Below are 17,820 nucleotides of genomic sequence, written 5' to 3'. Positions count from 1 at the left end.
TCAGGAGTCGGGTGCGATGAGCGACCCCGCTCGCGCGGCGGCGAGCGCCAGTTCCACCGCTTCGCGGGCATGTCTTTGAGTCAATTGTCCACCGGTGGTGATGATCCGGTAGAACAGCGGTGCGCGCACGGTTGCCAGTAGTCCGGCGGGGTCGGTGCTCGCGGGTAGTTCACCTCGGCTCACTGCGCGTTCAACCAGGGGCGCTGCGATCTCCTCCCGATCCTCGAAGAAGCGGGCAAGGACCTCGAGGAGTTCGGCGTTGCGGCCGCGTGCGGCAAGGACCATGGCGAGGACGGCGCGACCTATGGGGCTGTTGAGGAGGTCGACGATCGAATCGGTCAGCACACCCAAGTCAGTCTCGATCGTGCCCGTGTCCGGAGCCGCGACAGTGGTGTCCGACCACTCGCTCAGCGCCTCGACCAGCAGCGAATCGCGATCAGGCCACCGCCGGTAGATCGTGGTCTTGTTCACTTCGGCCCGCGCCGCCACTGCCTCCATCGTGAGTTCGGCGTAGCCGGTGTCCATGAGTTCGTCGATGGCAGCGGCCAACACAGCCGCGCGCACGCGTGCGCTGCGTCCGCCTGGACGGATACCCCGGACCGCCTGAATCTGTCTCGACATTGAGTTACAGCCCCTACTCGTTGCGTTAGTTCCTGAATCCTGCCATCCTGAGTTACAGCCACGCACCGTGGCTTTTAGGAGGAGGGACCGGCAGGTATGGCTTTCACGTTCAGCACGGACGAGTCGTTTTCTTACGAGACGCTGCGGGCGATCGCCTACACGCCATATGACGGCGCGGACTTCGGCGAGGTGGCCGCCGCCGTCCACCGCGTCACCGCGGGCGATGTGGAGTCGTGGTACGCCCAGTGGTGCAGTTTGGCGCAACGAACTGAGGCCATTGCCGAGCAGGCCGCGCGCGGCGGTCACGGCGAAAGTGCGCGGTGCGCGTACCTGCGCGCGGCCAACTATTACCGCACCGCCGAGTTCTATCTCCGGGATGACCCCCAGAACGATTCCCGGGTGGTGGCCACGTGGGAGCATGGCGTGCGTTGTTTTCGTGATGCGCTGGCGCTCTCGACGTTTCGGTCACGTCGAGTGGGGATTCCATATGCGGGAATTGAGCTTGAGGGTTATTTCATCGAGGGTGGCGAGCGCGACGAACCGCGGCCGACGTTGCTGGCCCACGGTGGTTTCGACTCGACCGTCGAAGAAATGTACTTCACGGCAGCCGCGGCGGCGGTGCGTCGCGGCTGGAACTGCCTGATCTTCGAAGGACCCGGTCAGGGCGCCGCGCTGCGCCGCGAGGGTCTACCGTTCAGGGCCGACTGGGAGGCAGTCGTGACGCCGGCGGTCGACTACGCGTTGACATTGCCAGAGGTCGACCCGAGTCAGGTGGCTCTGCTGGGCATGAGCATGGGAGGTTTCCTGGCACCCCGGGCCGCGGCGTTCGAACACCGGCTCGCCGCATGTGTGGCCTTTGACGGCGTCTACGATTTCGGCGCCGCATTGCGTCAGGTGGCTTTATCGGCCGGCGACGGCGGGCCCAACGATCTCGAGTCCGTGCTCAGCCGCAGGCACGAACTGCCGACCAATCTCAAATGGCTGCTCTCCAATGCCGTTTGGACATTCGGCACTGATCGCGGTGACGAACTGCGATCCATGACCTCTGCCTACACGATGGAAGGCATCGCCGACAGGATCACCTGCCCGACACTGGTATGTGACGGTGAAGAAGACGAGTTCGCCATGACCGGGCAGGCCCAGCAGCTTTACGATGCACTCACCTGTGACAAAGAGCTGATGGTGTTCACCGCTGCAGAGGGCGCTCAGTCGCACTGCCAGATGGGGGCGCTGACGCTGTTTCATCAACGCGCATTCGACTGGCTCGACGACGTCGTCAGACCGTCGAAACAGCACGACGAGGTCAGCGGGCGACTGGCTCAGGCTCCGCGGTGATCGAACTGTCCAGCGGCGGCACCGGACGCGTACGCCGGTACTCCCAGCGCCGCAGCGCCTCGCGGCACGGCGATTCCACCAGTGCGTAGCTGACGGCCGCCAGGGCGAACCCGAACACCGTCGTCAGCACCAGCACGACCGGCATACCGCCGTTGAACAGGAACTCGCCGATCATCGGGAACACCATGGCCAGCGCCGCCAGGTGCCAGACGAACAGTCCGTATGACCAGCGGCCCAGGGTCACCATCACCGGACTGCCCAGGAACCGATGTGGCGTGCCAGGGCGGTCCAGCACCAAGGGCGCCAGCAGCGCGGCCGCCACCACCGCACCCATCGCCGTCTTCAAGGTGACCTGCTCCACCGATCCCGGTCGCAGCCCCTCCAGCCCGGCCAGCGGCGACGCCGCGATACCGAACGCCACCACCGCGATGACCGCCATCAGGACCTTGCGGCGGGCCAGCCGGTGCGCCCAGCCGACCGGGCTCACCGTCAACTCGGCCAGCACCATGCCTGCGGCGAACCACGAGAAGAACGCCGGCGGCCAGTTCCACGGATTGAGCCCGGTGCTGCCGTCGAACGGGATACGCACCCACAACAGGCTCAGCACCGCCACCGCGACGATCACCCCGATCCGGGCCCGCACCGGCAGTCGTCGCGCCAGGAACGCCAGCAGCGGCAGCGCCAGATAGAAACTGACCTCGACCGACAGGCTCCACATCTGGGTCAATCCGGCGGTCAGCGTCAGTGGGACATAGATCTGCGTCAGGCTCAGGTTGGCCAGCCACACCGTCAGGTCGGCTTTGGCCTCGGGCAACAGCAACAGGATCACCACGACGGCCACCACATAGCCGGGCATGATCCGGACCAGTCGCGACCGCAGGTAGTGGCCGGTCGGCGGCCTCGGCCGAAGATCCCTGGCCGCCGCGGCATGACCGCGCCACAGCAGGAAGCCCGACAGCGCGAAGAACACCGCCACCGCCAGGTCGAATCGACCGAAGATCCGTCCGGTGACCCCGCCGGTGTGCCCGGTCTGGAAGGCCACGTGGGTCAACACCACGCCCATCGCGGCGCAGGCGCGCATGCCTTCGACGGCCGGCAGGAAGCTGCGCGTCCCGCCCACCTTCGATTCCGAGCCGGCTTGTGGGCCGGCTTCCAGAGTGGCCACGGCGACCAGTCTGCCGGGAGGATGCGGGCAGGCCAAACGGCGGCTAAACAGCCACCCAAGGGTGTAGTCGTAGTAAGTAATGGCCTTAAATAATGCTGTTAGGGTCGAACGGGTTTGCCTCAGGACGAGTTGGCCCACACCGAAGGAGGCCCGGTTTGAACCGTGCTGTGGCGCTGCGTATCGCGGCGTGCGGACTCATGGGGTTAGGCGCTGCCCTTCTGATAGCCGCACTGTTGCTGACGACGTACACCAAGAGCAAGATCGCCAAGGTCCCGCTGGACCTCGACACCACTCTGATCAGCGACGGAACCGCGACAGCATTCGACCCGGCGTCGTTGGTGGCGGAGAAATTCGCCGTGAACCGCAATGTGCCGGTCTCGCTGCAACAGCAGATCAGTGTCGAGGCGCCGTCGAACGCCGAAGTGGTCACCTTGCAGGTCGGCAGTTCTTTGCGACGCACAGACCAGCAGAAGGACTCCGGCCTGCTGTTGGCGATGGTCGACACGGTGACGATGAACCGCAACTCGGCGCTGGCAGTGTCCAGCGAGAGCAACCCGGGCGGCTCGGTGCAGAAGCCCCGTGCCATCGAGGACGAGAAGCCGCCGACGAACATCGCGCTGCCGCACGAGGGCCTGACGTACCGGTTCCCGTTCGACACCGAGAAGAAGACCTACCCGTTCTTCGACCCGATCGCGCAGAAGGCGTTCGACGCCAACTACGACGGTGAGGAAGACGTCAACGGGCTGACCGCCTACCGGTTCACCCAGAACGTCGGCTACGACGCCGACGGCAAGCTGGCCGATCCGGTGAAGTACTCGTCGTTGTACGAGGACGACGCGGACAGCACGGTGACCGCGCGCGCCGAGATGTGGGGGGTGCCGGGCGAACCCGACGAGTCGATCACGATGGACCGGTTCTACGCCGCACAGCGGACGTTCTGGGTGGATCCCGTGTCGGGCACCATCATCAAGGCCACCGATCACGGCTACCAGTACTACGCCCGCGACGCGCTCAAGCCCGAGGTGACCTACGTCGACTACAAGGTCACCTACAACGAGGAGACCGTCGAATCACAGGTCTCCGCCGCCCAGGATGAGCGGGACCGGGTGGCGCTGTGGTCACGCATCCTGCCGATCACGTTCACCGCGCTGGGCCTTGTCGCGTTGGTCGGTGGCGCCGTGCTCGGGTCGTTCGCCGTGCGGGCCGAGTCGACGCTGATCGATCCCGGACTGGACACGGCTGATCATGGCTTCTTCGACACCCAGGGCATCCAGGTGCCGGGCGCGGAGGCGAAAACCGAGAAGCTGCCCGCGCAGAGACCGTCTGACCTACCACCGGACCGACCGGTCTGATTCCCCGCCGGTACTGGCTGCCGGTCTACGCGCTGGCACTGTCGTTATTGGTGACCGGGCCGCTGCTTGGGCCCGGCTACCTGTTGTTGCGCGACGCGGTGTCCACCCCGCGGTCGTATCTGACCGATGCCGCACTGGGGCTCTCGGAAGCTGCCCCCCGGGCGCTGCCGCAGGACTTCTTCGTGGCGATCACCTCAACCGTGCTCGACGGCGGAGTCGTGGTCAAAGCATTGCTGGTCGCGGGCCTGTGGCTGGCCGGCTGGGGCGCGGCGCGGCTGGCCGCCGAGGTGCTGCCGGAGGCCGGGACCGCCGGCCAGTTCATCGCCGCGACGCTGGCCATCTGGAATCCGTACGTGGCCGAACGGCTCCTGCAGGGGCATTGGAGCCTGCTGGTCGGGTACGGCTGCCTGCCCTGGGTGGCGCTGGCGGCGGTGCGGCTGCGCACTGGGTGGCCCGGAGTACCTGCGTTGGCGTTCTGGATCGCGCTGGCCGGTCTGACGCCGACCGGGTTGATGCTCGCGGCCACGGTGGCACTGGCCTGTGTGGCCGCCCCGGGCGACGGGTGGCGGCGGTGGCGGGTCGCGGTCCTCGGGCTGGGTTTGTCGGTGCTGGCCGCGGTGCCCTGGCTGGTGGCAGCGGCGATCGGCAGCAGCGTCTCATCGGCTTCCGCGGCGGGGGTTCAAGCGTTCGCGGCCCGCGCCGAACCCGGCCTGGGCACCCTGGGCAGCCTGGCCGGGTTGGCCGGCATCTGGAACGGTGACGCGGTACCGGCCTCCCGGACAACACTTTTCGCACTGCTCGCCACCGTTGTCCTGCTCGGGATCGTGGCTTTGGGGCTGCCTGTCGCGATCCGCACACCCGCGGCGGTGCCACTGCTGGTGCTCGCGGTGCTCGCGGTGCTGATCCCCTCGGCAATGGCGACCGGCCCTGGTTTGGCGTTCGTCGAGTCCGTGATCCGGTCGGTGCCCGGCCTGGGTGTGGTGCGCGACGGGCAGAAGTGGGTGGCGTTGGCGATGCCCGGCTACGCACTGGCCGCGTCGGCGGCTCCACTGGCCCTGCGGCGGTTACGGGTGCCCGTGGTGGCGGGCGCCGCGGTGTGTTGTGCGGCGCTGCTCGCCGTTCTTCCCGACCTGGCCTGGAGCGTGGGCGGGCAGGTCCACGCCGTGCGTTACCCGCCGGCCTGGGCATCCGTGGCGGCGACGATCAACGCCGACCCTCGCCCGGTGGCCGTGCTGCCTCCCGACAGCATCCGGCAATTCTCGTGGGCCGGAACAGTACTCGACCCCCTGCCACGGTGGCTGCGGGCCGAGGTACTGACCACCGGCGATCTGTCCATCGGCGGCCAGACGGTGCCCGGCGAAGGGGTCCATGCGCGGGCTGTGCAGGCGCTGGTGCTGTCCAACGCGTCCCCCCAGGAACTGGCCGACGCCGGCGTGGGTTGGGTTGTCCGCGAATCCGACGGCGACGTGACCGCGCAGCGGGTGGGCGGCTCGGCGCCTGCGGCCCCCGGTCGCGCCGTGATGATCGGCGCCCACCTGGTGTGGCTCGCATTGTTGATCGGCGGCGCGATGGGGATGGCTGCCGGGCGCGTGAGTAACGCAGTGGCGAGAACTCGCGCTTTTTCTCGCCGTGGCGTTACTGGCGCGGACTAAACCAACCCGCTCACATACCGACCGTCGCGCACCGATTCCAGCACGGTGCGCATCGCGTCTGCGCTGAGCGCCCAGGAGAATTCATCGCTGCGGGCCTGGGCCTTGCTGCCCAGCGCGTCGCGCAGCACCCGATCGTTCAACAACTGTCCGAGCCCGGCGACCAGGCCCTCACTGTCGTCGACCAGCAGCCCGGTGACACCGTCGACGATCGAATCCGTCAGGCCACCTGAACCCCGGTAGCCGATGGTCGGCACGGCGTGTTGCGCGGCCTCGGTCACCGCCAGGCCCCAGCCCTCCTTGCGCGACGGCAGCACATGCACCCAGCTCTGCTGGAGCACACGGTGTTTCGTCACGTCGTCGACGTGACCATGGAACGTGACCGCATCGGTGATGCCCAGCAGCTCGGCATGGTCGACCAGCCGCTCGCGCCACCAACCGCCGCCCAGGATGTCCAGGTGCAGCCCGGGCACCTCGGCCCGCAGTGCCGCGACAGCCTCCAGCGCGTCTTCGATCTGCTTGTGCGGTACCAGTCGGGACAGCACCACCACCCGCGGCGTCCGGGAACGCTCAAGTTCCAACGTCTCCGCGGGTGCCTCGTCAAGACCGTTGCGCACCACGGCAATCCGGCCTGAATCCACGCCGAGCTCATTGAGGTCGCGGGCCGAGGGCAGCGATACGGTGACGTACTGGTTGCGCCGGTGCAGCCGCGGCGACAGCCTCGACTCCACGAACCACCCGACGCGCCCCATCACCGGACCGGCCACCGGCCACAGTTCGCGATGGCAGTGGTGCACCAGCACCGCCACCCGCTTGCCGAACGCCAGCCGTGCCAGGAACGGCAAGCCGTTCTGGGTGTCGACGACGACGTCGGGTCGCGCCCGGCGCAGGGGCCCCAGCCCGACCCTCGCCGCAACCATCGCCAGGCCGGCCCAGATGTACACCGAGTAGGGGCCACCACCGCGGCTGACGCGAATCCCGTCGACCACCTCTTCGCGTGCGGCACCGGGATAGCGCGCGGTGCGCAACGTGACGGCCATGCCCTCCTGCGCCCACTGCGCGCCGATGCGCTGCACATAGGCTTCGCTGCCGCCGCCTTGCGGATGCCCCGTATCGCGCCAGCACAGCAGCAGCACTGAGCGCACGGGACGGTGGGCAGACATCGTGTCGAGGGTACCGGTGAGTACGTTGGGCGGGTGCGGCCCACCGATTGTTTTGCCCACCGGGCAACGCTCGGCCGGTCAGTGCGTCTGCTCTCGGAGTTCCGGTTCGAACAATCCGAGCCGGCCCGGTTCTACGGCGCGTTGGCCGCCGACACTGTCGCCATGGTCACCGATCTGTGGACCGGATACACCGGCGAAGACCCGACCGGACGCACGATGCTCGACGTGGGTGGCGGGCCCGGCTACTTCGCGTCGGCGTTCGAGTCGGCCGGGATGCGCTATATCGGGGTGGAACCGGACCCACGCGAAATGCATGCGGGCCCGGCCGGCGAGCCCGGTGCGGGCAGCTTCGTGCGCGCGTCCGGGATGGCGCTGCCGTTCGCCGACGCCAGCGTGGACGTCTGCCTGTCGTCCAACGTCGCCGAGCATGTGCCGCACCCGTGGCGGCTGGGCAACGAGATGCTGCGCGTGACCAGGCCCGGCGGGCTCGTGGTGCTGTCGTACACGGTGTGGCTGGGCCCGTTCGGCGGCCACGAAATGGGGATGACGCACTATCTGGGCGGGTACCGGGCCGCCGCGCGGTACACGCGCAAACACGGTCACCGACCCAAGAATGACTACGGCTCGTCGTTGTTCGCGGTGTCGGCGGCCGATGGCCTGCGGTGGGCCGTCAGCACCGGAGCCCTGGTCGCCGCATTTCCCCGCTACCACCCACAATGGGCGTGGTGGATGACATCGGTGCCCGGCGTGCGGGAGTTGTTGGTGAGCAATCTGGTGCTTGTGCTGCGACCGTCGTGAACTACTGAACTGGAACAGGTTCTCGTTTCGCCGCGGACTGGGTAATGTGACGCTTATGACACAGACTGCACCGGCCACCGCCGCCAAAACCGAGTACGACAAGCTGTTCATCGGCGGCCAGTGGGTCGAGCCGTCGAGCACCGAGGTCATCGAGGTCTTCTCCCCTGCCACCGGCGAGAAGGTCGGTCAGGTTCCGCTGGCCGCCGAGGCCGATGTCGACGCCGCGTGCGCCGCCGCCCGCAAGGCCTTCGACGAGGGCCCGTGGCCGCACATGTCACCTGACGAGCGGCAGGCCGTGCTCGCCAAGGCCGTCGACCTGGTGAACGCGCGCGCCGAGGAGTTCAAGCACCTGCTCAAGCTGGAGACGGGTCAGCCGCCGACCATCGTCGACATGATGCAGTTCGGCGCCGGAGTGTCCGGGCTGCAGTACTACGCCGGCGCGGCCGACAAGTTCGCCTGGAAAGAACTCCGCGACGGCATCTACGGCCAGACGATGGTCGTCAAGGAACCCATCGGAGTGGTGGGCGCCGTCATCGCCTGGAACGTGCCGTTCTTCCTGGCCTGCAACAAGCTGGGCCCGGCGCTGCTTGCCGGCTGCACCGTGGTGCTCAAGCCTGCCGCCGAGACCCCGCTGACCACCAACCTGTTCGCCGAGGTGTTCGCCGAGGCCGGGCTGCCAGAGGGCGTGCTGTCGGTGGTGCCCGGTGGCCCGGAGACCGGCCGCGCGCTGATCAACAACCCGGAGCTGGACAAGTTCACCTTCACCGGCAGCTCAGCGGTCGGCAAGGAGATCGGCAAGGTCGCCGCCGAGCGCCTCAAGCCCTGCACGTTGGAGCTGGGCGGCAAGTCCGCGGCCATCATCCTTGAGGACGCCGACCTGGATTCCACGCTGCCGATGCTGGTGTTCTCCGGCCTGATGAACAGTGGGCAGGCCTGTGTCGGGCAGACCCGCATCCTGGCCCCGCGCTCGCGCTACGACGAGGTCGTGGAGAAACTTGCCGGCGCTGCAGCCGGCATGCAGGTCGGCCTGCCCGACGACGCTGCGTCCATGATCGGACCGCTGATCAGCGAGAAGCAACGGGAGCGGGTCGAGGGCTACATCCGCAAGGGCGTCGAGGAGGGCGCGCGGATCGTCACCGGCGGCGGCCGTCCCGAGGGCCTGGATTCGGGCTGGTTCGTGCAGCCGACCGTGTTCGCCGACGTGGACAACTCGATGACGATCGCCCAGGAGGAGATCTTCGGGCCGGTGCTGGCAGTGATCGCCTACGACACCGTGGACGACGCGGTGCGCATCGCCAATGACTCGCCGTACGGCCTGGCAGGCAGTGTGTACACCACCGATTTCGCCAAGGCCATCGAGATCGCGGGCAAGATCCGCACCGGCACCTACGCGGTGAACATGTATGCATTCGACCCGGGCGCCCCGTTCGGCGGGTACAAGAACTCCGGCATCGGCCGCGAGAACGGACCCGAGGGCATCGAGGCTTACACCCAGGCCAAGAGCGTGCTGCTGCCGTTCGGCTACACCCCGGAGTAATCCGGCCACCTGCGCGAGTGGGCGGGTTGGTATTCAGGTTCGTCGACTATCGTGACGGCCCCAACCACCCGCACCATGAGGAGGAATCGTGGCAGTTTCGGTCGATCTGGCGAAGTCACTCGACAAGTCCTATGAGGACAAGTCACTCAAGGACATTCTCGAAGCTTCACCGGCGGCGCTGGCCGGGGTGACCGACGCCGACGCCAAACACCTTGACGAGGCGTTCGGCATCAAGACGGTGCGTCAACTCGGTGCGAACAAGTTCTTCGCGGTCGCCGCCGCTCTTGTGGCGCTGGAGAACGCCGGCTGACACCGGCTCTTTCGGCACGAAAGCCCTCAGGGACCCCGCCCGGTTCCTGAGGGCTTTCGCCGTTCAACCGGAGTTAACCGCCCATTCCGGAATATCGGCCACACTCCTTGGCGTTCGGTCACTACAAGACGGTTGCCTTGGCGGCATGCCGGTTCACACAGAAGGGCGGTGCACGATGTGGGTCATCGAACTCAACGTCGCCGGTCTACGATTCACCCGGCAGGTACGCAGGCCGCACGCCCCGACGCTCACGGTCAGGCCCCGCGACTTGCTGCGGCACACAACGCAGTTGCTGCTCGATCGAGTCGCCTGACCCGAACCGGGTTACACCCTGGTCCAGCGGGCGCACAGGATGTCGGCGTTGACGCCGGATTTGGTCAGCACCGAGGTCAGCTGGTCATACATCCACTCCCCTGGCTATTTGTTCACGATCCATTCGTAGGTCGACGAGCCCATCGCCAGTGCGCCGGGTGGTGTGGGACGTGCGCGACGATCCCGTACAACTGCAAGGACTCCGGCGGATCGCACAGCGCGTCGATCGCGGTATCGGCCACGGGTCAGCGCACTATCTGCCTGTGGGCCTGCCGAGTGCATTGATCAGGGTCGAAACCAAGAGGTCGGCCCGCGCCCCGGCCTCATCGGAGGAAGTGCCCACCAAAGCCTCGAGGGTCGGTGATGCCGTTGGCAATTCGTGCACCACGTGTAGCAGCGCCAGGTACATGCGGCGACCCCATGCCGGGTCGGAGCTCAAGATCTCGCCGGCCGCATGAAGCCGACTGAACAACAGATCGAGTCCCGCCTGAATCTCCGAATCGAACTGCGGTCCACGGGGAGAGCCCTCGTCCGCTGGAGTGGGACCAACGAATGGATCACTGATCTTGAGCTCGAACGCCAACTCGGTGAGTCGGTGCAGTGCCACAATCGGTGGCGCCGTCTTGACCCGCGCCTTCTCGAACGCCTGCCGGTAGCGGGCGTTGAGGTCCAGAGCGAGGGCATCCAGCAACGACTGCCGCGACGAGTACCGACGATGCACGGTGGCCCTGGCAAGACCTGCCGCGTCCGCCACCTGCTCCAGCGAGGCGTTCGGATCGGCCGTGAGTACGGTTCTGGCCGCCTCCAGAATCCTCGCACGGCTCCGCTCTGCGTCCGCGCGCAAACGCCGTGGCCGATCTTCGTCACTCATCTCGCGCTCTCCACGCCCGCCAAACTACCAAGCATTATCTGCGTCATCAGTGTTGCAATTAAGTCTTAATTGTGACAATGTTATCGCAAATACTGCACACCACCGTTCGAAGGAATTTGGGATATGGATCTGGGCTTAGCAGGCAAGCACGTCGTCGTCACCGGGGCCAGCAGGGGAATAGGTCTTGCGACTGTCCACGCATTCCTCGCCGAGGGCGCCTCCGTTACGGCCGTCTCTCGGCGCCGCACACCTGAACTCGACGCCACCACAGCCACATTCGTGGCCGCCGACCTGTCATCACCAGACGGCCCTCGCGAAATGATCGACGCGGTGCTGGCCGCAGCACCGCGCTTGGATGTCCTGGTCAACAATGCCGGCGGCGGCGACCTTCCCAATGACGCGCTCACGGACCCGTTCGGCGGCCAGGACGACACCTGGGACCGCATCTTCGCACTCAACCTCTATTCCGCGGTGCGGGCCACCCGGGCGGCGCTGCCCGCGCTCATCGAGTCTCGCGGCGCAGTCGTCAACGTCAGCTCGGACAGCGCTCTCAAGCCACACACCGCTCCCCTGCCCTACTCCACCGCGAAAGCGGCACTCAACGCGTTCTCCCGCGGACTCGCCGAGAAGGTCGCCTCGCTGGGCGTACGAGTCAACGTCGTCACCCCCTCATCCACTCGCACCAGCCTCATCGAAGGACCCGATGGTCTTATCGCCAATATCGCCGCCGCGGCGGGCGCCGACTACGCCACCACACTGGCCGAGTTCCCACAGCAGGCCGGTATGGTCACCACCACGCTGATCGAACCGGATGAAATCGCACGGGCGATCATGTTCCTGTCGTCCCCCACAATGCCGAGCGCTGTCGGATCCAACTGGGCAGTCCATGGCGGGGCACTCAAGACGCCGGCCTGACCACCGAAGAGCTGATCCACCAAGCGGCACACACCCGGGCAGCCCAAGTCCTCGCCGGGGCACAAGCGCTCCTCGCCCGATGACCGCCGCAACACATGCCCCCGCAAAGGAATTCGCTCACGCAGTGGTTGACGGCATCACCTCCCCATTCGGGAGGCAGAAGTAGTGCCGTGCAGCAGTGCCGGACGGCGGCGGTCAAAATGAGGGCCGGGCAGGGCCTGCGGCGAACCCCGTCGCCGGGAGCCCACCAGATCTGCCAGGCGTTGGCGCGGGTTGCCCGACCAACATCTCCGTCAGGCCGGCCCGGCCGGCCTGGTCCAGCGGGCACAGACGAAATCTGCATTGACGGCCGATTCGGCCAACACCCACTCCGACCGGACCGGCAGCACCGGTGACCCCGCGCCCAGCGTGCACGGTGCGTAGCTGACGATCATCTCGTCGATCAGCCCCGCCGTCACGAACTGCGCGGCGACGTCGCCACCACCGACCACCCAGATGTCCTTACCCGCGGCGGCCGAGGCCAGCTGTGGGTGCAGGTCGGTCACGGCGCCGCTGAATACCCGCACCGGGTATCGCTCGGCGGTGATCTGCGGCCGGTGCGTCAGCACCCAGGCCGGCTGCTCATACATCCAGTCGTCCGGATGGTTGCGCACGATCCACTCATAGGTGGACGCGCCCATCACCAGTGCGCCGATGTTTTCGATGAAGTCGTCGTAGCCGAACGGCCCGTCGCCGTCGATGGCACGCGAGATCAGCCAGTCCAGGCTGTCGTTGTCGTCGACGATATAGCCGTCCAGGCTCGATGCGGTGTAGTAGACGGTCTTCAATGTCAGTCCCTTCTCATCCATTCCAGGGGATCGCCCCGGTCGACATCGGCTCCGTGACGGCCCAACATGGCGCGCGCCAGGTTCCGTCGGTGCGCCGAGTAGGTCAGCACATGCGCGACGATGCCGTACAACTGGAACGATTCCGGCGGGTCGCACAGCGCGTCGATCACCGTGTCAGCCAGCCGGCCCGCCGCAGAGTGTTCGGAAATCAGTGTGGTCCAGCGTTTTCCGATCGCATCGTGGTGATCGGCCAGCTGCTTGGCCGTCGTCTGGGCAGTGGTGGCGCGCGACGGGAAATCACGGCCTTCGATCGTGGCCAGCCACACCTCCTTCGTCCACACGATGGCGCCGAGCACCGTGGCCACACTTGGCTCCGGGCCATCCCAGTCGAGCACCACCTGACCAGGTGAAACCTCTTGCACCCATTGGCTTTCCGAAAGCTGAGCGGCCGTCTCGATCAGGTATGCGGTGTCGGCGACGTCGTGGACGAGCATGAACTGCGATACATCGGGCCCGGACTGCTCGGCCTCACGCGTCAGCCACAACGAGTGCGGCGGATGGAAATGCACCCCGTTCGGGGCGGCCAGCCGGAATCCGACCGCACCGGCCTGCGAAGGCGGCACCCCGAAGGCCCGCCGGAACGCACGCGAGAACACCTCGGCCGACGACCAGCCCTCCGCCGCGGCCACCTCTGCCACTCCTTCGCCGTGCTGCAGCCGCCAGGCCGCGCGTTCCAGCATGACGCGCCGGCGCAGCGCGGCGGGTGGTTCGCCGGTCAACCGGCGCACCTCGCGGGAAAAGTGGAATTCCGATGCGTAACTGCTGCGCGCCATTTCGCCGACCCCGGCGTTGTCGACGTCGACAACAGCGTCGAGCAGTTCCCGCAATCGGTCCCGCCCATTCGGTTGCACACTCACAGTGACCGAGTATGGTCGGCTTCCGCTCGCAAGAACATGACATTTCCTGCTGCCCGGATCAGGTGTCGAGCACCTCGGTGACCCGTGCTTCCACCTCGCCCCGGTCACCGAGGTCATCCAGGTCGATCCCGAACCGGTCACCGAGCGCATCGAGCACCTGCGCGGCAGTGTCGAATCGGATGCGCTCGGTTCCCCCGCTGCGATGGATGGCCAGGTTGCGGCCCCGCAGGTTGAACCTGGCGTCGTCGGTGATCAACGCCACGGTCAGCCCGACGACGAAGATTCCCCCGGGATGTGTTGACACATACCAACTTCCGACCTCAAGGTCGATCCTAGGCTGCGGCCTGCTGGTGAAACTGTACAGCGGTGACCAGTCGCCGCGGATCTTCGCCTGCAACACATAGCCGTCCGCTTCATCGACCAGGCGATACGGCTCATGCCGCGTCTGCTGCTCCGGACCGGCTTCAAGACGGATCGGCGACGACAGCGTCTGCCCACCGAATCCGACGTCGACCAGGTACCGCCCGTCGATGCCCGGCGCCCTGACCGCCAACACGTTGTGGGTCTGTGCGGGCAGCGGAGCATCGGGCGCTTTCATCCACAGCACCCGCCCGGCGAACCTCTCGACCTCGAAGCCGACCTGTTCGAGGACATACCCCATCAGCCCGTTGTGCTCGTAGCAGTACCCGCCGCGACGCCGGCTGACCAGCTTGTCGCTCAGGGCACCGGCACTCAGGTCGGCCACCGGCACACCCAGCAGCGGGTCGAGGTTCTCGAACGGGATCGAGCGGTTGTGTGCGGCGACAATGGCCTGCAACGTGTCGAGATCCGGTCGCGCGGAGCCCTGATAGCCGATCCTGTCGAAGTACCCGGTGAGGTCGATTGCGCCCATGATCGAAAATCATGCAGCCTCAACCGCTGTTGAGGTCAACCCGGGGCACACTGGTGTCATGGCTGCGCATCTCACCGAGCGTCTACGGGAGGATCTGCTCGCCCGCTGGTCCGAGACCCACCGCAAGCACCACAATGTGGCGCACCTGCACGAGGTGCTCGACGCGATCGGCACCGTCGCCGATGACGGCGTGGCGTTCGACCGCGAGGCCGTCGAGCTTGCCGCCTGGTTCCACGATGCGATCTATGAGATCGGCCGGGACGACAACGAGGAACGCTCCGCCGAGCTGGCCCGCCAACTACTCGACGCCTCGCCGATGCGCGACGAGGTGGCCCGATTGGTGCTGGTGACCAAGACCCACCGGGTCGATGCCTGCGATGTCAACGCCGCAGTCCTCAGTGACGCCGACCTGTCGGTGCTCGGCTCCGTGCCTGCGCGCTATCAGCAGTACGCGGCCGCCGTGCGGGAAGAATACGGCGCCGTCCCCGACGATGTATTCAGACCCGCACGGGCCCGGCTACTCTCGGCGTTGCTCGACGGGCCGATCTTCCACACCGGTCCGGGGCTCGACCGCTGGGAAGCGCAGGCCCGAGTCAATATCGCCGACGAGATCACGCAGCTGACCGGAAGCGGTTAACGCAGCGGATCGCAGTACTTCAGCAGCGGGTCCGTCGCGCCGCCGGCGATGGTGTCGGCCAGCAACCGGCCGGTCAGCGGCCCGAGCGCGATGCCCCACATCCCGTGCCCGCCACCGACATACACGCGTGGCGACCGGGTCGCACCGATCAGCGGCAGTCCGTCGGCGGTGCAGGGACGCGAACCCACCCACTCTTCTTGCCGGGCGGTCCAGTCGACTCCGGTGAACATCGGCCGGGCTGCATCGACGATGGCGCGGATACGACGCGGGTCCAGTGGCGCGTCCGCGCTGCGGAACTCCATCATCCCGGCCACCCGGAACCGGCCGTCCAGGGGCGTACACGCCACCCGCTGTACCGGGAAGTAGATGGGGTTCTTGGGCATCGAGTCGGGTTGGACCGTGAAGCTGTAACCCCGGCCTGCCTGCACCAGCGCGCGCACCCCGAACGGGCGGGCGAGCCGGTTGAGCCGGGCGCCGTTGGCGATGACCGCAACATCGGCCATGAGCGACCGTCCGTCGGCGGCGGTGAGACTCACCGCGCTTGCGCCGGGGCCGATGTGTTCCACCTCGAAGCCCTCGACGATCTCACCACCGCGGTCACGCACCGCGTCCGCGAGCGCCGCCACATACCGCGGCGGGTCGATGAACCGCTGGTCCCGTAGCCGGATGCCTGCGCGCACACCGTCACCGAGCGCCGGTTCCAGCGACCGGATCTGTTCCCCGGTCAGCAGCTCGTAATCCACCTCGCCGCCGTGCTCGATCACATGCCGGAACTCGGTGATCAGACCCTCGCGGTCCCCTTCGGAGGCGAACCCCATCAGGAACGGATCGGCCACCGATGTCTGTGCGGTCAGGCCTTCGTCGGCGAATTCGTCGTAGGCGGGCAGCGCCCTGCGGTTGGCCTCGGTGTAGAAGCCCATGGCGGAGTTCCACTTCGCCGTCGTGCAGTGCCGGGCGAAGCCGGCCAGGAATCGCAACAACTGCGGGTCGGCCGACGGCGGCACATACACCGGGGAGGACGGGTCGAGCAGCGCCTTGATGCCGTACCGAAGCACCGCCGGCTCGGGCAGCGGCAGCGTCAGCGCCGGAGCCAACCAGCCCGCGTTGCCCCACGACGCATCCGCGGCCACGCCGGTGCGGTCCACAACCGTGACCTCGACCCCGCGGCGCTGCAGATGCCAGGCGGTCGCCAGACCAACCATGCCGGCCCCGATGACGAGCGCTTTCATGCCTCAACTCCCTTGCTGCCGTTGTCTACTCCAATGGTGGATCGACAGCAGGGTTTCGGCGATGGCGCTTCAGCCAGTGTTATCCCGGTCTCATTGACCGATCGGCCATCGGGTCAGCGGCGCAGCGCGGCCAACCGCAGTTCGAGCATCAACACCAGCCGAATATCGGGATCCGCGACGTCGACGCCGCAGGAGTCCGCGGTCCGGCGCAGCCGGTTCCGCAGGGTGTTCGGATGGACGTGCAGTTCCATCGCAGCCCGGCCGATGTCACCGCCGTGGTTCAGGAACGCGGCGACGCTGGTGACCAGTTCACTGCCGTGGTCGCGGTCGAATCGCGATATCCGGCCCAGTGGCGTGCTGCCCACCAACCCGTCGAGTACCGCGGCCGAACGCAGCGCGAGCACCCCGCCCAGGCAGTCGTGGATGGTGGCGACCCGGCCCCATTCCTGCCCGCTGCGCAGCACCGCCAGAGTCCGGTCGGCATCGCTCCGCGACAGATGCGTGTGAACTGCGCCGTCGATCTGGCGTCCGACGGCAGCCAGCACCGCACCGGACAGGCGATCCACGAACTCGCGCAGCACCCGGACCGTGGTGGGTTCGTCGCAACCCAGCACCGCGTACACCACGTCGTCGATCCGTCCGACCACGGAGTCGATGGCCTGGGCCTGCAGGTGCAGGTCGAGCGATCCGGTGAGTCCGAGCGTGTGCTGGCCGGTGCCCGCGAACGCCGCGACAGTCAGCGGCCCCGACATTCCGAGTTCGTCGGCGATGCGTTCGGCGGGCTCGCCGCCGACGATCAGGGTCTCCACCAATTCCTGCCGACTGCGGCGGGCGCGATCGGCGCGGTCGCGCTCCACCACGATGCGCCGCGCCACCAGCGCCGCCGACGAGCGCATGGCCCGTTCCTGTTCGGCGGTCGGCGGCGCGGTCACCGCCGCCCAGATCGAGCCCACAAGGACGCCGGAGTGCCGTACCGCGATCACCGCGCGCGGCGTCATTCCGCCCGCACTGAGGTCGACGTAGATGACGCCGGTCTCGCGGGACAGCCGATCGAATACGCCGGCGTCGACCAGCACCTGTCGGTAACGGCCGGGGACACGACGTCCCAGAATGGTGTCGATCCGCGCATCGTCGACCGCTTGCGCGCCCCCCGAGTAAGCGAGCACCGCTGAGTTTTCGTCCTCGATGGTGATCGGACCGCCCACCAACTCGGCGAGCGAATGGGCCAGCTCGAACAGATCCTCGACGCTCACCGCCATGCCCGGAGCGTACGTCGTCGAGCGCAATGGC

Annotated in this window: 18 protein-coding genes; 9 read left to right on the top strand and 9 right to left on the bottom strand. The window is 67.3% G+C overall.

Features of this window, described 5'->3' with window-relative positions; translation table 11 throughout:
* On the bottom strand, positions 1–621 hold the full coding sequence (locus M1247_RS27190) for a TetR/AcrR family transcriptional regulator (protein ID WP_317159504.1): 621 nt from the start codon (positions 619–621) through the stop codon (positions 1–3).
* A 96-nt stretch (positions 622–717) separates the two neighbouring features.
* On the opposite strand from M1247_RS27190, the gene M1247_RS27185 reads away from it, so the two are divergent.
* A complete protein-coding gene (locus M1247_RS27185) occupies positions 718–1,956 on the top strand; it encodes an alpha/beta hydrolase family protein (protein WP_317159503.1) in 1,239 nt (412 codons plus the stop codon).
* On the opposite strand, the gene M1247_RS27180 is transcribed toward M1247_RS27185, so the two are convergent.
* Entirely contained in the window at positions 1,925–3,037 is a 1,113-nt protein-coding gene (locus M1247_RS27180) for an acyltransferase family protein (protein WP_317159552.1), read from the bottom strand. The two genes, M1247_RS27185 and M1247_RS27180, sit on opposite strands and share 32 nt — an antisense overlap.
* Before the next feature lie 239 nt (positions 3,038–3,276).
* Between M1247_RS27180 and M1247_RS27175 the strand changes: the two genes are divergently transcribed.
* Positions 3,277–4,473, top strand: coding sequence for a cell envelope lipid trafficking protein PgfA (locus M1247_RS27175; RefSeq protein WP_317159502.1), 1,197 nt, complete (start codon positions 3,277–3,279; stop codon positions 4,471–4,473).
* Between the two features lie 17 nt (positions 4,474–4,490).
* Positions 4,491–6,125 (top strand): MmpA family trehalose lipid delivery protein, encoded by a 1,635-nt coding sequence (locus M1247_RS27170; RefSeq protein WP_317159551.1) that lies wholly within the window; start codon positions 4,491–4,493, stop codon positions 6,123–6,125.
* Here M1247_RS27170 and M1247_RS27165 read toward each other — a convergent pair.
* A complete protein-coding gene (locus M1247_RS27165) occupies positions 6,122–7,285 on the bottom strand; it encodes a glycosyltransferase family 4 protein (protein WP_317159501.1) in 1,164 nt (387 codons plus the stop codon). The genes M1247_RS27170 and M1247_RS27165 overlap by 4 nt on opposite strands.
* Positions 7,286–7,318: 33 nt before the next feature.
* Here M1247_RS27165 and M1247_RS27160 point away from each other — a divergent pair, with 33 nt between their 5' ends.
* The 4 genes from M1247_RS27160 to M1247_RS27145 all read left to right on the top strand — a co-directional run bounded on the left by M1247_RS27160 (position 7,319) and on the right by M1247_RS27145 (position 10,243).
* On the top strand, positions 7,319–8,083 hold the full coding sequence (locus M1247_RS27160) for a class I SAM-dependent methyltransferase (protein WP_317159500.1): 765 nt from the start codon (positions 7,319–7,321) through the stop codon (positions 8,081–8,083).
* A 55-nt stretch (positions 8,084–8,138) separates the two neighbouring features.
* The gene (locus M1247_RS27155) at positions 8,139–9,620 is read left to right on the top strand and encodes an aldehyde dehydrogenase (protein ID WP_317159499.1); all 1,482 of its coding nucleotides are present in this window, start codon (positions 8,139–8,141) and stop codon (positions 9,618–9,620) included.
* Between the two features lie 88 nt (positions 9,621–9,708).
* Entirely contained in the window at positions 9,709–9,930 is a 222-nt protein-coding gene (locus tag M1247_RS27150) for a hypothetical protein (protein ID WP_317159498.1), read from the top strand.
* Between the two features lie 145 nt (positions 9,931–10,075).
* Positions 10,076–10,243, top strand: coding sequence for a hypothetical protein (locus M1247_RS27145; protein ID WP_317159497.1), 168 nt, complete (start codon positions 10,076–10,078; stop codon positions 10,241–10,243).
* Positions 10,244–10,495: 252 nt separating this feature from the next.
* Here M1247_RS27145 and M1247_RS27135 read toward each other — a convergent pair whose 3' ends face one another.
* The gene (locus tag M1247_RS27135) at positions 10,496–11,113 is read right to left on the bottom strand and encodes a TetR/AcrR family transcriptional regulator (RefSeq protein ID WP_317159496.1); all 618 of its coding nucleotides are present in this window, start codon (positions 11,111–11,113) and stop codon (positions 10,496–10,498) included.
* Between the two features lie 123 nt (positions 11,114–11,236).
* On the opposite strand from M1247_RS27135, the gene M1247_RS27130 reads away from it, so the two are divergent.
* Positions 11,237–12,028 (top strand): SDR family NAD(P)-dependent oxidoreductase, encoded by a 792-nt coding sequence (locus M1247_RS27130; RefSeq protein WP_317159495.1) that lies wholly within the window; start codon positions 11,237–11,239, stop codon positions 12,026–12,028.
* A gap of 293 nt (positions 12,029–12,321) precedes the next feature.
* Here the strand turns inward: M1247_RS27130 and M1247_RS27125 are convergent, their stop codons facing one another.
* From M1247_RS27125 to M1247_RS27115, 3 genes are read right to left on the bottom strand one after another with little or no spacing between them, the layout of a single operon-like run.
* Complete coding sequence (locus tag M1247_RS27125) at positions 12,322–12,855, bottom strand: dihydrofolate reductase family protein (protein ID WP_317159550.1); 534 nt, start codon at positions 12,853–12,855, stop codon at positions 12,322–12,324.
* Positions 12,856–12,857: 2 nt separating this feature from the next.
* The gene (locus tag M1247_RS27120; RefSeq protein WP_317159494.1) at positions 12,858–13,772 is read right to left on the bottom strand and encodes a helix-turn-helix domain-containing protein; all 915 of its coding nucleotides are present in this window, start codon (positions 13,770–13,772) and stop codon (positions 12,858–12,860) included.
* 58 nt (positions 13,773–13,830) lie between these two features.
* Complete coding sequence (locus tag M1247_RS27115) at positions 13,831–14,664, bottom strand: arylamine N-acetyltransferase family protein (protein ID WP_317159493.1); 834 nt, start codon at positions 14,662–14,664, stop codon at positions 13,831–13,833.
* A gap of 58 nt (positions 14,665–14,722) precedes the next feature.
* Between M1247_RS27115 and M1247_RS27110 the strand changes: the two genes are divergently transcribed.
* On the top strand, positions 14,723–15,301 hold the full coding sequence (locus M1247_RS27110) for an HD domain-containing protein (RefSeq protein WP_317159492.1): 579 nt from the start codon (positions 14,723–14,725) through the stop codon (positions 15,299–15,301).
* Here the strand turns inward: M1247_RS27110 and M1247_RS27105 are convergent.
* Positions 15,298–16,530 carry an NAD(P)/FAD-dependent oxidoreductase gene (locus tag M1247_RS27105; protein ID WP_317159491.1) on the bottom strand — a complete coding sequence of 411 codons (1,233 nt, stop codon included), beginning with the start codon at positions 16,528–16,530 and terminating at the stop codon, positions 15,298–15,300. The genes M1247_RS27110 and M1247_RS27105 overlap by 4 nt on opposite strands.
* Before the next feature lie 113 nt (positions 16,531–16,643).
* Positions 16,644–17,789 carry a PucR family transcriptional regulator gene (locus tag M1247_RS27100; protein ID WP_317159490.1) on the bottom strand — a complete coding sequence of 382 codons (1,146 nt, stop codon included), beginning with the start codon at positions 17,787–17,789 and terminating at the stop codon, positions 16,644–16,646.
* Positions 17,790–17,820: the final 31 nt, after the last annotated feature.

The sequence above is a fragment of the Mycobacterium appelbergii genome (assembly GCF_032883035.1).
In the GTDB taxonomy this organism is placed as follows: Bacteria; Actinomycetota; Actinomycetes; order Mycobacteriales; family Mycobacteriaceae; genus Mycobacterium; species Mycobacterium appelbergii.
The sequence above is the reverse complement of the archived record's forward strand: the minus strand, read 5'-3'. Positions and strand labels throughout refer to the sequence as shown.

What these genes read in the sequence shown, in the direction of transcription:
- M1247_RS27190 (WP_317159504.1), bottom strand. Translation starts at nt 621, where the DNA reads ATGTCGAGACAGATTCAGGCGGTCCGGGGTATCCGTCCAGGCGGACGC.
- M1247_RS27185 (WP_317159503.1), top strand. Translation starts at nt 718, where the DNA reads ATGGCTTTCACGTTCAGCACGGACGAGTCGTTTTCTTACGAGACGCTG.
- M1247_RS27180 (WP_317159552.1), bottom strand. Translation starts at nt 3,037, where the DNA reads ATGCGCGCCTGCGCCGCGATGGGCGTGGTGTTGACCCACGTGGCCTTC.
- M1247_RS27165 (WP_317159501.1), bottom strand. Translation starts at nt 7,285, where the DNA reads ATGTCTGCCCACCGTCCCGTGCGCTCAGTGCTGCTGCTGTGCTGGCGC.
- M1247_RS27155 (WP_317159499.1), top strand. Translation starts at nt 8,139, where the DNA reads ATGACACAGACTGCACCGGCCACCGCCGCCAAAACCGAGTACGACAAG.
- M1247_RS27145 (WP_317159497.1), top strand. Translation starts at nt 10,076, where the DNA reads ATGCCGGTTCACACAGAAGGGCGGTGCACGATGTGGGTCATCGAACTC.
- M1247_RS27135 (WP_317159496.1), bottom strand. Translation starts at nt 11,113, where the DNA reads ATGAGTGACGAAGATCGGCCACGGCGTTTGCGCGCGGACGCAGAGCGG.
- M1247_RS27130 (WP_317159495.1), top strand. Translation starts at nt 11,237, where the DNA reads ATGGATCTGGGCTTAGCAGGCAAGCACGTCGTCGTCACCGGGGCCAGC.
- M1247_RS27115 (WP_317159493.1), bottom strand. Translation starts at nt 14,664, where the DNA reads ATGGGCGCAATCGACCTCACCGGGTACTTCGACAGGATCGGCTATCAG.
- M1247_RS27110 (WP_317159492.1), top strand. Translation starts at nt 14,723, where the DNA reads ATGGCTGCGCATCTCACCGAGCGTCTACGGGAGGATCTGCTCGCCCGC.
- M1247_RS27105 (WP_317159491.1), bottom strand. Translation starts at nt 16,530, where the DNA reads ATGAAAGCGCTCGTCATCGGGGCCGGCATGGTTGGTCTGGCGACCGCC.
- M1247_RS27100 (WP_317159490.1), bottom strand. Translation starts at nt 17,789, where the DNA reads ATGGCGGTGAGCGTCGAGGATCTGTTCGAGCTGGCCCATTCGCTCGCC.